Raw genomic sequence first — 14,703 nt, forward strand, 5'->3', positions numbered from 1 at the left:
AAAATGCCAGGCTTATAAACCTAATTGTAACTGTAAAGAATTGATTAGGGGGCTAGTATTTATTAACGCCATAGCAAGCTGCAGCAAGCGCAGACATTAATACCATACATGCTGTAAGAAATTAACAGCAACAACGCATGCTTTGCATACTTGAATAAAAGGGCTTGCAGGTTGACTGGTTCAATGGAACTAAAGCATTGTTGTGTAAGGGGGTAGTTTTTGCTTTCATAAAAACGGGTATTAAATAAGTGCAGATAGATTGTTTTTTAATTGACGACAGCAAACAGGGCTGCCATTAACGATTTTTAGTTGATAGATGCTGTTTTATTATTCACCAAAGCATCAACAGCTTTTACCATGGATGCAAATTCTTGTTTATCATATAAACGGGTGAGGTAAACGATCTTTCCATCGCGGTCGATAACTACATTGCGGGTAACTCCACTTTTTTTGTTGGCAAACCGGCCAAAAATATCGGCACCAGGATCAAGCGCCAGCGGGTAGCTGATATTTATATCATGATGGAAACCTTTTACTTTTTCGAGCGGCTCATCGCGGTCAACGCCTATTAAAACCAGGCCTTTATCTTTATAAGCCTGCCAGATCTCCTTTTCGAGATGGGGCATTTCCTCGCGGCATACACTGCACCAGCTTGCAGTAAACTGCAGGATAACCACTTTGCCGCGTAATTGCTTTAATGATGTTTTAGTACCGTCGGTGAGTACAAGTTCGAAATCGGCAGGAGCAACATCGCCTGTTTTTACGATATAACCGCGATCTACAGTGGCAGGATCGGCAGCAGTTTGTGTTTGTGCAGCAGCCAGCAATGTGGTTATTGAAAGCGAGCAGGTAAAAAGTAAATGTTTAATGTTCATTGCTATACATGTTAAACCGTAATATCAGCCGGTGATATTTCAATATTTTGTTAGCAAGAAAATGAAGAGAGAAAAGGAAGTATACAACGCCCTGCACTATGCAAGGCAATAGCGTATTACATTATCTTTTCCGCCCCATTTGGACAGATAGGAATTAGCACCTTTATAACAGTGGGCTTACAGGTTGCTAAGACATCACAGGGCCTTTCCCTCAGTCTTTCTTGATAATAAAATATTCAAAGAACCGTTTGATGATACAAATATATATAAATTCTACTAAAACCATAGACTTTATATAATTATTGCAATAAAATGAATTAAGCCCGGGAAGACGTGTCATTTTTAATGCTGCTAAACCTGCTTAATCAGGCTAAAACTATCAGCATCAACAAAAAGTATAGCATTATTATGTGCTTTTAAGATGGTGGAAGGATAACGCTCCGACACAGGTTGTTGCAGGGTATATTTTACCGCATCCGCTTTATTAGCGCCGGGCACCATGCAAAATATATAGGAAGCAGCCACCAGGGCGGGGATAGTTAATGTAAGTGCGTATTCGGGTACTGCATCTAAAGTTTCAAAGCAACCGTCGTTAACCTGCTGTTGCCTGCAGGCCTGATCCAGCTGCACTGTTTTTATTATTTCCGGATCATGAAAGTTTGCTACATGAGGATCGTTAAACGCTATATGGGTATTCTCCCCTATCCCCATGCAAACAATATCAACAGGGTTATTTTTCAACAGCAAGGCATAGCGTTCACATTCGGCTTTGTAGTTTGCCGCATTACCATCAATATAATTGACTGATGCAAATGGGACCCGTTCAAAAAGCATCCGCTTAAGAAAACTGCTGAACAATTGAGTGGCAGCATGAGGTAAACCGAAGTACTCATCCATGTGAAAAGCATTTATTTTTTGCCATTCAATACTGCCGTCGCTCACCAAAGCATCCAGAAATTCATTTTGTGAAGGCGCTGCCGCAAAGATCATATTGATTACAGGCTTATTAAGCAGCAATTCTTTGATTTTTTCGCTCACCATTTTAGCCGCCGTTTGACCAAGGGATGCCCGGTTTTCCAGCACGATCACCTCGAGTTTTTCTGCCTGTATTTGCTTTAACATGGAAGTATTATCAACTATTTTAAATGGAATAAACAATTTTACCGCCGATGATGGTTTTGTGCAGATTGATTTCATCATCAAAGATCACCAGGTCGGCATTTTTACCAACAGTTATTGATCCCATTATATCATCTGATTTCATAATTGTAGCCGGGGTTGTGGTCATCATTTTCACGGCATCAATTACAGGCACGTCGGCAAGGGTGATCATATTTTTAACCAGTTGAATAGTAGTTGCAACGCTTCCGGCAAAGGCGCTTCTGTCGGGTAGTTTTGCCACATTATCTTCTACTATCACTTTCAGACCGTTACGAAGATCGCCTAAAATACTTTCGCCTGGCGGCATTCCGGCGGCACGCATCGCATCGGTTATCAGAGCAATTTTTTCCGGTCCCTTGATCTTATAAACAAGCTTAAGTAAAGCCGGTGGCAGGTGCCTACCATCAGCAATGATCTCCACTGTCATATCCTCCAGCAAATAACCGCTTTCAACAACCCCGGCATACCTGAAAGCGTTACGCCGGGTTACACCCGACATGCACGAATAAAAATGAGTGATATGCGTATATCCGTTTTCATAGGCTTCAAGCACCTCTTCATAAATGGCGTTAGTATGCGCTATGGAAGGTAAGATGCCCTTTGATTTTAGGAAGCGTCCAAATTCAACCGCGCCTTTTAACTCGGGAGCTGCACTCCATCGTTTTACTATGGATGAATGCTGTAAAATTTCATGATATTCTTTTGGATCAGGCAAGCGGATAAAGCGGGGATCCTGCGCACCACGCTGTTCCATAGCGAAGTATGGCCCCTCAATATGCATCCCCAAAAACTGTGCCCCGTCTTTGTTTAACGGTTCCGATTCTTCATACAAACTCAGGGTTTTGAGTAAAGCATCCTGCTCACAGCTTAATGTTGTGGGCATAAAGGCAGTTGTACCGTGACTGGCGTGCAGCTTTGCAATTTCGAGATAAGCCTCTACGGTATTATCCATAAAATCATGCCCGCCGCCGCCATGTACATGAATATCAATAAATCCGGGCGACAGGTATTTACCACCCGCATCAATTACCGTTTCACCTGCACTATCTATATTGCCTTCAGCAATAGCGATGATCTTCCCGTTTCGGGCCAGTAAAGTACCGTTCCTGATGATCCGCGTTGGGGTGATAATTTTTGCATTGACGATTTTTAAATCCGGAAAATCCATTAATGATACTGATAATGTTAAATTCGAAACCAATACGTGTACGTACACGAAAATAATAATTTATTATATTCCTTACAAACGCGACATAAATTATTCACGACTCGGTTTCATAAAATCATTGAAACACTACGCCGTTAATCCTATAAAAAACAAAAAGCCCCTAACGCTCGCCGCAGGGACTTTTAACCTAAACTTATTTGTAGATTTATAACTACATCCACAATAACCTCAAGTATTGCAAAAAAGTTTTCATCTCCTTACAACCTATAGTTGAGATTTACCGGCTTCAATTAAAGAGGCTCGCAAAACTATTTTCGGCAGTTATCTTTTCAATTGAGCTTTCCAACGCCTTGTAAATGTTCATATTCAAAAAAGGGCCTGCACTGATCCTTTTAACACCTGCATCCTGTAATTTCTTAAAATCCGGGAGCCCGGGCATGCACATTACATTAACGGGGAGACGGGACAACGCAGTTACTTTTTCAATATCAGCTATTTGAGTGATACAAGGAAAAAACAAGCCATGTACACCTGTATCCTGGTAAAGTTTAGTCCGGGTTAAGGCGTCTTCCAGTGCATTGGGTAAACCAAGCAGGAAGGAATCAGCCCGCACGTTTATAAATATTTCTATTCCGGCAGCAGTTAATAATGAGGTTATTTGTTTAAGTTTCGTAGCAAAGCTATCCGCATCAACAATACTTCGCTTGCCATCTGTTACTACAGAATCTTCTATGTTGATACCCACCACTCCAATATCATATAGCTTTTTTATGTTATCACTAATCTCCTCCGGTGTATCGCCATAACCACCTTCAAGGTCAACTGTTAGCATGGCTGATGTTGTTGCAGCTATCCTTTTAATAACAAAAAGATAGTCTTCGAAACTCATTTCTTCGCCGTCTGCAAAGCCTAAAGAACCGGCAACAGCCGCGCTTGATGTGCCGATTGCTTCGAAATTTAACTTATCATAAACCTGGGAGCTTTGTGCATTCCATACATTGCCGATCTGCACAGGAACTATTTTATGATGCAGGGCTAAAAATTCTTCAAATCTATTTTTCATGATCGCATTTTTTAATTTATGTTTCAAAAGTAGCTGGGCTGTTCCTGCTTTAATTGTATAAAACGGAACAGTTTTAAGGTGAAAGGTGAAACAAAAATGGCGGGGTAAGCCCTGCCATTTTTGTTTCTGAATTTAAATCAGGCTACGAGATTAGCTTCTGCTCCAAAAGCGTGATCGATGATAATTTTCCAGCTGCCGTCTGGTTGCTGCTTCATCAGCTCGATACCTTTTGCGGCAACCTGTATTTTGCCATTGTCCGTAACGCTCCACTCCGACCGGCCTACGGCTACATCGCCCGATTGCAGGCAGTAAACGGTTTTAATTTCCATTACTCCCGGAACAGCGCAGATGCTTTTTACAGCTTCCTCAAACTGGGCCCTGCCTGACACTTCTTTTCCTGGTTCAGGGAAAATGATACCGTTGGCATCGTACACGTTCATAACTACATTTACATCTTTGGTGTTAAAAGCTGCCGCGAGTACTGCGTGCACTTCCTGTGGTGTTTTTGCTGATTTCATTTTGTTGTATTTTTATTAACAGCAAAACTATGCGGCTTAAATAGCCTAAAATTGTATAAAACGGAAGTGTATTAACCGCCTGCCAATACCTGGTTTATTGGCGATGCCTGCGCGGCAAAAGAATTGGGCGTAAAACCTGTAAAAAGTTTAAACTCTTTTATAAAATGGGCCTGATCAAAATAACCGGAGCTGTAGGCTACGTTGGTCAGCTTTTCTTCGGTAGAGCTTACCAGGTTAAGACTATGCTGAAAGCGGTTTATTTTATAAAACAATTTGGGCGGCAAACCGGTGCATTGCGAAAAAAGGGTATTCAGGTGCCGTGCGGAGATATTATATCGGGTTGAAATGGACAGGATATTATCGTCGCTGTAGTTCTTTTTAAGATTACTTACAATATCCCCGATGAATTTGATCTTCGAATGCTTCTTTTCTGAAACAGATAAGCGGCCCCACAGATAATCTTCGATCATGGCCACCTTTGCATTCAGGTCGGCGGTTTCCAATAATTTTAAATAAAGCGTTCTTAACTTAGGGCCAAACACATGGGTGGCATCAACAATTTCGTTATTAAATTCTGATACGTTTTCGTCAAAAAAATAAGCTGCCGAATGCGGGTAGAAACGGAAACCAAGCATCGTATTTCTTCCTAAGGATTGTATGGCCAAAGGTTTGGTGATCTGCCCCCAGAGCTCCACGGGAGGCGTGGTGTAAAACGTATTGCCTTTTTTTGATTTCCAGTTTCCGGTACCGAGGTTAAAGATCACTTCCATGGTTCCGCTCGGGAACACGATATCATCATAGCTTCTATCCGAATCGGATTCGTACAGGTAGAAGCACTTGGTATAAGGCTGTAGCCTTGGGCCCGGAAGAATTTCTTTGAAAACCATTAATACAAATATAGGATACTACAGGGTCTGCTGAATTGTAAAAAACGGAACAAATTATATAAAAGCTGAAGGCTGAATGCACAAAGCTTAAAGCTAATACATTGACTTTTAATCTCATTTCATATAAAAACAAAAAAGCCATGCGAACTATCAATGCGTTCACATGGCTTTTATTCAATGACCAGGGTTTACTTTTTTACATGTACCGGTTTAATACCTTCATGTGTAGGCGTAACCTGTTTGATCAATCCCTTATCATCAAATTCCATTTTATCGATACATACTTCGCGGTTATATCCTGCGGCATCGCCCATGGTAATTCCTTTAGGATAATTGAACCGGTGATAAACAATATACCACTCATCGGTACCCGGGATCTGGATCACAGAATTATGGCCGGTACCATAAATACCTTTGGCTGCATCTTTGGCAATAACCGTGTTTTGCTCAGGGATCTCGATTGGCCCCAAAGGAGATTTAGAAGTACCGTAATGCACGCTGTAATTAGGGCTGCGGGTATCATTTTCCGACCACATGAAGTAGTAGGTGCCATTACGGTAAAACACATAGGTACCTTCATTATAGTGGGAATACGGGGTTAGGATTTTAGTGGTGCCCGGCTTCAACGAAACCATATCGTCATTTAATTCGGCTACGGCCATATAACCATTGCCCCAGTACAAATAGTTTTTACCGGTTTTCGGATCGGTAAAAACATCGGCATCGATCTGTTGCCCGCCTTTAACACCTTCAGGCAGCTGCGCTACCAAAGGTTTCCCCGAGTCGGTGAACGGCCCGGCAGGATCATTTGCGGTTGCAACTCCTATTTTTTGAGCTGCAGCAAAATAGTAAAAGTATTTATACTCCCCGCCAACCTTTTTTTCGATGATGCACGGTGCCCAGGCGTTCTTTTTTGCCCAGCTAACATCTTGCGGCAAATCAAGGATCTTGCCCTCATCGTTCCAGTTAACCATATCATCCGAAGAAAAAGCTTTAAAATACTTGCCCGACCAGCCATCAAAACCATCGCTGGTTGGATAGATATAGAACTTACCTGTCTTTTCGGCATACAATATCTCCGGATCCGCATAATATCCTGCTATAGCCGGGTTATGAGTTTCCTGAGCGGTAACTTCAAAAACCTGCGCTTTTTTACCCGCGATGCTTACTGAATATTTAACCGCACCTTTTGTAAAATCCTGCGGCTTTGCCGGGCTGATAGTGACGCCGGGAAACAAAGTAAACCGAGGGTCAAAGGATTTTAAATTAGTCCCTGGTTTTACAGGCAGGTGAACTTTATGGCCTACTGTATCTAAAACTATATTGATGGTTTTTATCTGCTTATTAAGATGTGAAAGAATTACGTCCTCGGGCGTTTCCCATTTTGCTGTTAATGCAGCCGCTTCTTTTGAGGTTATTGGCATCACCGTGCCGTGGCGCGGATGGAAATTCATGGATACCTCGTCGTCGATCAGTTTAAAGTTTTCAAGATCGGTTGTCCTCGTAAACTGGTATTTACCTTGGGTATACATATCATACATCAAAATATAACCGCTGCCGTCATTTAACTTGAAGGTGCCTGCCCCTTCTACCGGGTCCTTGGTTTGCTGTACATACTTATCGCGCAATACATATCCCGAGGTTAGTTTATCCGATACTGCAATTTTTATACCGGCGCCAGATCCTTCTGTTTTGAAGAACAGGTAATATTTATTGTCTTTATAAACGATATCGCCATCAATACAGGCACCGCCATCGGGCTTAAAGAATAGCTGTTTTGGCTCGGTTTCCAGGCCTGTAAAATCCTTATTGGCATAAGCGTAATAGATTTTGTCAGCTTCTTCGCCAAAACGCATCGACCAATAGATCACATACTTTTTAGCCTGCGGATCATAAATAGTTTGCGGGGCCCATACCCTGTTTACACCTGCAAATTTTTCATAAAGTTTGGTAATATCAATTGTTTTTGAGGTCCAGTGAACCAGGTCGGTTGATTTTAGCAACACCATCGAATAATCCGGCCCCCAGCCGTATTTTTCGGTGTTCATATCAGTTGCCACCATGTAAAAAGTTTTACCGTCGGCAGCACGCATAATATGAGGATCGCGTACGCCTCCTGTAATACTGATATCAGCCGAGTTTAAAACAGGGCGGTTGTTATTCAACGCGCGGAAATGATAACCATCGTTGCTAAGGGCAAAACGAATTTCTTCTCCGCCTTTTCCACCTGTAAAATAAGTAAAGAGGTAGGCACTATATTTTTTCTGCGACTGCGCTACAGCCGCTGTATACAAGCCAACTAAAACGCCCAGTAAAACTATTTTCTTCATGTATAATTGGTTTGTTTTTTTCGGATTTTCAGGATAATTATTTGCTCTTTTTCGCATTTGCACTGCTAATTCTTACTACGGTCAATGAATAAGCAGGTACATTGAAAGCCCACCTTTTTTGCAGTTTTATAACTGAAGTTTTTGGAAGAATGGCTTGCGGGTTATCGGCCGAGTTTTTCACTTCCGGCTTTCCTGTAATTACAGCAAGCGTTGCCGATTTAGGCAGTTGACCAATTTTTGACAGATCAGCTTCTCCCGAAAGCTCGGTATTGCCGGCATTAGCTATTTTCAGGATAATATCCCCGGTCGCAGAATCACGTACAACCGAGGTGTCCGCCGTAGTGTCAATTGCTGTTTTTTCACCTTTCAGTTTTATTATACCCGGCAAATACTCATTGCCCGAATTAGCGGCAAATTGCTGCTGCACATAATAGTTTACCGTTGGGAAAACCTTAGTACCATTAAAATATATGAGGTTAGGGTTCCAGGAAGTATGACCTATCCTGGCGATAAGCGGAGCGTATGACGCCATCCTTACAACATCACCATTACGCTCTAAATTGGTCATGTATACAGCTTCTGCCAGGGCATTGAACAAGGTATTGCTCCACGAAGCATATTCGCCTATATATACTTTTGATCTTAGCCTGTTATATGAATCATAACGCGCGGTATTTTTTAAAAACCACTGCGGTTTTTCATAATAATGTTCATCAACAATACCAACCGAAAGCTGATCGGCCAGTTTCCACCCCTTATCAAAATCTTCCCCTTTCGGGCTTGGTCCAACGGTACCGATGATCTTAATTTCGGGATGGGCCTTGTGCACAGCATCATAGATCATCCGGAAACGTTCTTCAAATACACCGGTGATCTTATCTTCATTACCTATACCAAGGTATTCCAAATTGAAAGGTGCAGGATGTCCTGCCGCGGCACGTTTTGCACCCCATGTAGAGGTGGCCGGTCCGTTGGCATATTCAATGAGGTCAAGCACATCCTGTACATAGGCGCTCATTTCTTCCATAGGAATGCCCTTTTGCCCGGTGCCGCCTATTTTCCAGGTACCACCCGAATTTTGACAGCTCACGCCTGCCGCAAGTACCGGCACCGGCTTCGCGCCTATATCTTCACAAAACTGAAAATATTCAAAATATCCCAAACCTACCGACTGATGGTAATTCCAGATATTACGTTGTTCTACACGTTGCTCAACCGGGCCGATGGTATTTTTCCAACGGTAAATATTGGCAATGCCATCACCGTGAGTAAGGCAGCCGCCAGGAAAACGCATAAACTTTGGCTTTATATCTGCAATAACTTGCGCCAGATCGGCCCGTAATCCATTTTTATGATTTTTAAAAGTTTCCTCAGGAAACAAAGACACCATATCAATCCCGACTTTCCCTTTTGCCTTGATCAACAACACCAATTTGGCGCTGTCATTATCAAAATTCACATGAATCTGTTCGGCATATTTTTTCCAGCCCTTATTAGCTGTTGTAAATGAAGAAGAACCTAATTCTTTACCCTTCCGGTCAACAAGAGCCACCTTTACAGGTAAAGACTGCCCCGACAGCGAATTCAAAAAAACCGAAAAATTATAGTTTTTACCCGCCTTAACAGGGATACCATCAAACCCTGAATTTTCAAGCCCTACCCCTTTTTGCCCTTCATCCTGAATATCAAGCAAAATATAATGCGGGTTATTGGGATGAACGGGAGCCGCAGTTTCAACCGAAATTGTACCATAACCAAAACCATCGGTCTCATATCTCCAGGCAGTCATCGAATTCCAGTCGCGGTTATCTGCTGGGTTGTATTCAAAAGAGCGGTTTTGAATAAGTTCGGCATAAAGCCCACCATCAGCAGCATAACTTAAATCTTCAAAAAAGATCCCGAAAAGATCAGGACTGATCTTTTTTGGTTTTGCAGCTTCGGCTTTTTGCTGGGCAGAGGCTCCCAACCAGGTAAATGCCAACGTTAACACCAGCATTGTGTAGCGCATTTTTCTCATCATAACAGGTTATAAGGTTAATTGAACTTTTGTACTCCTTTGGTGCTCACCTTTTTGATATTACCATCCGCATCAAAATTTAAACTATCCAGACACAGCTGCCTTAACACAAATGATTCCTTTTGCGGAAAAATGCGGTGATATAAGATATAGCGCTGTCCTTTTTCAACAAAGGTGGTGTGGTGGCCGGGGCCGATCACGGTGCTATCGGCAGAAGTATTTAATATAACCCGGTGCTCATCTTCCTGAAAAGGGCCGAGCGGGCCTGCACCTTTCGCATAACCTACCTGGTAGGTGGCATCAATAGCCTTACCTTCCGAAAACATGAGGTAATAGGTTTGATTGCGTTTAACCATATGTGCGCCTTCAAAAAAATGCGGGGTGGTGATGTCTTTTGGTGATCCATAAAACGAAACCATATCGTCCATCAGCTTTACGGCCATGCAATGCCCGTTGATCCATTTATAGCCCGATCCCCAATACAGATATGCACTGCCATCAGTATCAATAAAGCAATCGGGATCAATATTATGCACATTGGGGTAATCGGTAGATTTTACCATGGGCGTATTGTCGCTTTTTAAGTTTTTCCAGGGGCCAAGCGGTGTATTGCTCACGCCTCCCCAAACCTCGCCCCCTACGGCTACATACATGTAAAACTTATTATCTTTTCCTTTTACTACCGATGGCGCCCAAACCATTTCGTTAAGAGCCGTTGGACTGGTACAGGCTTGTTTGGTAGGCCAGTTGATGTGGTGCCGTTTAAACTTGATAAAGTCGGTAGTTTCCAGCACCGCCAGCTCCTTATCGCCCCAGGGATCAATTGTGGCATAAATGAAGAAATGGCCCTTATCTTTTACAATAGTTGGATCGGCAAAATATCCACCAGTTATTGGATTGGGGATCATTTGCTTCTGCGCACGCGAAGCCGAGCCAGCCAAAACAAGGATAAAAAAGAGAAACAGGCGCTTGGTCATATTGGTAAAATAAAAACATTTCAATATTAAGTGTTATTTTAACAATTAACTAATTTTTCATGATTTTATCTCAATTATTTATTCAATTCGCTCTGCGACTGAGGTAATTCTAAGTAACTGGTAATTGGGTTTTAAAATATTTTTATGTAGAGACGCATAATTGCGTCTCCCACAGGACAAGCCGCTTTGCAAGAGGTTTAACTGCCTTAACCTTCATGCGGGAGACGCAATTATGCGTCTCTACATTCAAAACCCTCAAACTTAAACAGTATTCAAACTTATATCTTCAGGAAAATCTTATTGCGGTATAAAAAGTACAACAAGGCAAGCTGCACAAAAACAATGGAAATAGCCGCCCATACCGGCTGCCAGCTTTGAGCAAGATGCCCTATAATTCCTCCGAAGAAAAAATTAGCTGTATGCTGAAAATCGATCACCCCTTCAGCTGCAAGATAGATCGCTATAGAATTTACCCCGATCAGCACAAAAGGAAAGGCCCATTTTTTGTACCCGGCAACATCTATCACCAGGTAAAATACCGACAGGAAAACCAGGCTCCACCCGCCTACAAACATTACAAATGAACTTGTCCATAAACGTTTATTAATAGGGAAAGCTATATTCCATAACAAGCCTAAGCCAATAAGTAAAATGCCTGCTGCTAATAGCCCAACACCCTTTTTCCACATTGGCCATTTTGCAGATTCAAACTTCAGGAACTGGCCTGTAAAAATGCCCAGCATAGCGGTACCGATAGCCGGAATAGTGGATAATATGCCTTCCGGGTCATGCACTTTATCATGCAATCTGCCCGGGAGTAATAAACGGTCTATGTAAGATTCCAGGCTGCCGTTCATTGTTAAAACCCCTGATCCGTAACCGGGCACCGGGATCAGTTCCATCGCCGCCCAATAGCCCAGCAACAAAATACCGAACCACAAAACCTGCCCCCGGATGTTAAAATTAAGATAAATGACACCCGCAAAGAACCACGCAAGGCCGATACGTCCCAGCACACTTGCAAACCGGGTATTCTCCAAACCATTAAACTTAAACAAACCGTTAACAACCATTCCTAAAAAAAGCAGGATAATGGTACGCCTGATCATAGAGCCATAAATCTCCCGTTTAGCGGCAGATGGCAATAGGTATGGGTAAGCAACTCCATGTTTACCGGCTTTACCTCCCATTGAATAAGGCATGGAAACGCCTGCAATAAACAAAAACAAGGGAAAGATCATATCATAAAAGGTGATCCCGTTCCACTCAGTATGATGCAATTGTCCCGACATCCACACCATGAGCGGCCAGCCGGTGGCTTTAGCGAGTGCGTGCACTACCCCTTCCCCGCTCATGATCCAAAACATATCAAAACCACGTAGGGCATCTAACGATAATAACCGTGCCGGCTTGGTAACAGTATTTCCAGGTTTAGCTGCTGATGTATCCATTATTTAAGATCGTTACCCATGATTGTTCTGTATTTATTATATAACTGTTGCGCAACAACCGCGCTGCTGCCGGCAGGAGCAACAGGATAAGCTTTGGATGAATTAACCCATTGCCATTCCCAGTTGCTTATTGATTTGTCAAATAGCTTAAAGTCGGGTTCTTTACCTGTTTCTATTGAACCCTTTAGTAACTCAAAGAATTTTTGCCAGCGCACCTTGTAAAAATCATTGAGCAAACCGCTCCATTGCCTGCAGGAGTATTCATGCAGCGGACTATCGGCATCGCCCCAAAGTGTTATCAGGTTACGGGCATTTTTTTCGTAAAGTACTTTTTCACCAGAGGTTGTTCCCCAGCTGCGGGCATCGGCTATCCAGGGGCCAAGCATAAAATCCTTGCGGGTAGCCAGCAGCTTATCCATATCGGCTATTAGGCCAATATATTCGGCAGTATACCTGCCAAAAGCTTTATCATCTTTATCGTGATATGCTTTGATCCATTTTAACTGGAGCGGTCTGCCGTAATTAGCCAGTACCTGCCGGGTTACATCAACCAGGTCATAATTAAAACCGCTGCTTTGTTTACAAGCAGGGATAGCGGCTATCATTTTATCCCAGGCAGGTAGCAGGTCTTTGCGGTTATAGTTTAAACGTGTACGGGTCCATACCGCAGCCGAATCAAGCGTTGGCCGACCGGTTATGATCGATTCGGCCCCGTCGCGAATATCCTTGCCGTTGAAAACAGTGGTCCTGAGCGTTTGCCAGGCATCCAGCGCATTCTGGCTTTTCACCCCATAACGGTTAAATAAGTATCCCGGAAGCCATTGATCAAGATCAATAGGTTTCTTTTGCCAGGTATTTTGCGTCATCAACTCATAAAGTACAGGGGTTTGCTCAATGGCTTCCATGGTTAAGCCAATTCCGACCATACGCCCCGACTTTGGATCGTTAAGCGCCTGTGCCGGCTGAGTTGCCACTGCCTCTATCCTGCCAAATAAACTGTTATTACCGCCGTAATTATGCAGCATGTTCCAAATCCATGGTTTACCATAAAACGCTTCAGTCCGCTTCCATATTGGTTCATAGTCGGTATTGAGGTCAAGTACAATCATATGATCATCAGGCACCGCATTCAATAATGCCTTGATCTGCTCGTTTTGCCAGAATTTACGGTCGCTGAAAAACAACCAGCCTTGCATCACCCAAACAGCCTTCGGATCGGCACCTTTCATGCCGTCATAAACCCTGGCGCTCAGTTCCGACAAAAATTTCGGGTCATTTGAAGGCGGCTCATTCTCATTAAAAGTATCGGCAGAATACAAATGGTCAGTTCCATAAACCTTGGTTTGTTCCTGTATAAATTTCTTGCCTATCTCTGCAAACAACGGGTCTTCCGAATCAAGGATATAAGTATCGGCAAAGCCATTATTCCAGTTGGTTTGTTTTAATTTTGCATTGGGAAAATGCGTTTTAAACGATGCGGGCACATGCCCCGTAAATGCAGGAAGCACCGGTTTTATCCCAAGCTCACGCTCTCGCCGCAATATTTTAACCTGTAAGTCTTTATGACTGGTTATCCAGCTTGTAGGCAGCGGCCCATCCCATTTATCTATATTGCCCATATAAAACCAGCCAAAATAGGCCGGTCCGGTAAAAAAGTCTTGCATGTCCTTATTACTAAAGCCCATGCTTTTATAAACTTTATCCCATACATACTCCTGCCCGGTTATGGCCAGCGGCATATTGATTCCGTGAAGGGCCATCCAATCAATTTCTTTTTCCCATCGTTTCCAGTCCCACCAGCTCATACTGTAGCTATAGGTACAATAGTTAAGATAATACCGGTATTGGTAAGGGGTAGTTTTATGGATCTTTTTGGCAGGTACGGGCAAACGCGCAGGTAAATTAAGGTTGGTTCCGTTCCATGTGATCTGGCAATGTGCATATTCGGTGAGGTAATAATATAAAGCTGATGCCACCGCGACGCCATTATTCCCCCGTAATATAATTTTACCCTTACTCCCTTCTACTTCAAAAACGTCCCTGGCTTCACTTTCAGCGAGTGGCTGAACAACAAAATTTTGTGCATAACCGGGCACCACCCGTTTAATTAAAGCATAAGAAGATGATACATGCAGCTGTGCCTGAGTGCTGATTATCCCACCGAATATACCGCACAGCAGCATGCAAATGAAAACCTTTGATTTACCTGTCATTTACTTTGAATGTTTTAAAGATCACTGAGTTTTTATGAACGTC

At 42.8% G+C, this 14,703-nt stretch carries 11 protein-coding genes and 1 riboswitch; all 11 genes read right to left on the minus strand.

Going from position 1 to position 14,703, the window contains the following annotated elements; all coding sequences use genetic code 11:
* Positions 1-305: 305 nt before the first annotated feature.
* The gene (locus AC1DUD_RS06975) at positions 306-875 is read right to left on the minus strand and encodes a TlpA family protein disulfide reductase (RefSeq protein WP_477372962.1); all 570 of its coding nucleotides are present in this window, start codon (positions 873-875) and stop codon (positions 306-308) included.
* 118 nt (positions 876-993) lie between these two features.
* A riboswitch (SAM riboswitch) is annotated at positions 994-1,106 on the minus strand.
* Between the two features lie 120 nt (positions 1,107-1,226).
* Positions 1,227-1,997, minus strand: a complete 771-nt coding sequence (locus tag AC1DUD_RS06980; protein WP_477372964.1) for a glucosamine-6-phosphate deaminase — start codon at positions 1,995-1,997, stop codon at positions 1,227-1,229.
* Positions 1,998-2,016: 19 nt separating this feature from the next.
* Positions 2,017-3,204, minus strand: coding sequence for an N-acetylglucosamine-6-phosphate deacetylase (nagA, locus tag AC1DUD_RS06985; RefSeq protein WP_477372966.1), 1,188 nt, complete (start codon positions 3,202-3,204; stop codon positions 2,017-2,019).
* Between the two features lie 286 nt (positions 3,205-3,490).
* On the minus strand, positions 3,491-4,267 hold the full coding sequence (locus AC1DUD_RS06990; protein ID WP_477372968.1) for an isocitrate lyase/PEP mutase family protein: 777 nt from the start codon (positions 4,265-4,267) through the stop codon (positions 3,491-3,493).
* 137 nt (positions 4,268-4,404) lie between these two features.
* Positions 4,405-4,785, minus strand: coding sequence for a YybH family protein (locus tag AC1DUD_RS06995; protein ID WP_477372970.1), 381 nt, complete (start codon positions 4,783-4,785; stop codon positions 4,405-4,407).
* 71 nt (positions 4,786-4,856) lie between these two features.
* Positions 4,857-5,672, minus strand: coding sequence for a DUF6597 domain-containing transcriptional factor (locus AC1DUD_RS07000; protein ID WP_477372972.1), 816 nt, complete (start codon positions 5,670-5,672; stop codon positions 4,857-4,859).
* Positions 5,673-5,860: 188 nt separating this feature from the next.
* Positions 5,861-8,002 carry a glycoside hydrolase family 43 protein gene (locus AC1DUD_RS07005; protein WP_477372974.1) on the minus strand — a complete coding sequence of 714 codons (2,142 nt, stop codon included), beginning with the start codon at positions 8,000-8,002 and terminating at the stop codon, positions 5,861-5,863.
* Between the two features lie 37 nt (positions 8,003-8,039).
* The gene (locus AC1DUD_RS07010) at positions 8,040-10,022 is read right to left on the minus strand and encodes an alpha-L-arabinofuranosidase C-terminal domain-containing protein (RefSeq protein WP_477372976.1); all 1,983 of its coding nucleotides are present in this window, start codon (positions 10,020-10,022) and stop codon (positions 8,040-8,042) included.
* Between the two features lie 14 nt (positions 10,023-10,036).
* Positions 10,037-10,996, minus strand: coding sequence for a family 43 glycosylhydrolase (locus tag AC1DUD_RS07015; RefSeq protein WP_477372978.1), 960 nt, complete (start codon positions 10,994-10,996; stop codon positions 10,037-10,039).
* 278 nt (positions 10,997-11,274) lie between these two features.
* A complete protein-coding gene (locus tag AC1DUD_RS07020) occupies positions 11,275-12,447 on the minus strand; it encodes an acyltransferase family protein (protein WP_477372980.1) in 1,173 nt (390 codons plus the stop codon).
* Complete coding sequence (locus AC1DUD_RS07025) at positions 12,447-14,660, minus strand: alpha-N-acetylglucosaminidase (RefSeq protein ID WP_477372982.1); 2,214 nt, start codon at positions 14,658-14,660, stop codon at positions 12,447-12,449. Before AC1DUD_RS07025 ends, AC1DUD_RS07020 begins: the two co-directional genes overlap by 1 nt.
* Between the last annotated feature and the right edge of the window lie 43 nt (positions 14,661-14,703).

The organism is Mucilaginibacter sp. P4_A11 (assembly GCF_056402535.1).

Bases quoted from the DNA above. Each gene is read 5' to 3' on its own strand.
- AC1DUD_RS06975 (WP_477372962.1), bottom strand. From the start codon at position 875: ATGAACATTAAACATTTACTTTTTACCTGCTCGCTTTCAATAACCACA.
- AC1DUD_RS06980 (WP_477372964.1), bottom strand. From the start codon at position 1,997: ATGTTAAAGCAAATACAGGCAGAAAAACTCGAGGTGATCGTGCTGGAA.
- nagA (WP_477372966.1), bottom strand. From the start codon at position 3,204: ATGGATTTTCCGGATTTAAAAATCGTCAATGCAAAAATTATCACCCCA.
- AC1DUD_RS06990 (WP_477372968.1), bottom strand. From the start codon at position 4,267: ATGAAAAATAGATTTGAAGAATTTTTAGCCCTGCATCATAAAATAGTT.
- AC1DUD_RS06995 (WP_477372970.1), bottom strand. From the start codon at position 4,785: ATGAAATCAGCAAAAACACCACAGGAAGTGCACGCAGTACTCGCGGCA.
- AC1DUD_RS07000 (WP_477372972.1), bottom strand. From the start codon at position 5,672: ATGGTTTTCAAAGAAATTCTTCCGGGCCCAAGGCTACAGCCTTATACC.
- AC1DUD_RS07005 (WP_477372974.1), bottom strand. From the start codon at position 8,002: ATGAAGAAAATAGTTTTACTGGGCGTTTTAGTTGGCTTGTATACAGCG.
- AC1DUD_RS07010 (WP_477372976.1), bottom strand. From the start codon at position 10,022: ATGATGAGAAAAATGCGCTACACAATGCTGGTGTTAACGTTGGCATTT.
- AC1DUD_RS07015 (WP_477372978.1), bottom strand. From the start codon at position 10,996: ATGACCAAGCGCCTGTTTCTCTTTTTTATCCTTGTTTTGGCTGGCTCG.
- AC1DUD_RS07020 (WP_477372980.1), bottom strand. From the start codon at position 12,447: ATGGATACATCAGCAGCTAAACCTGGAAATACTGTTACCAAGCCGGCA.
- AC1DUD_RS07025 (WP_477372982.1), bottom strand. From the start codon at position 14,660: ATGACAGGTAAATCAAAGGTTTTCATTTGCATGCTGCTGTGCGGTATA.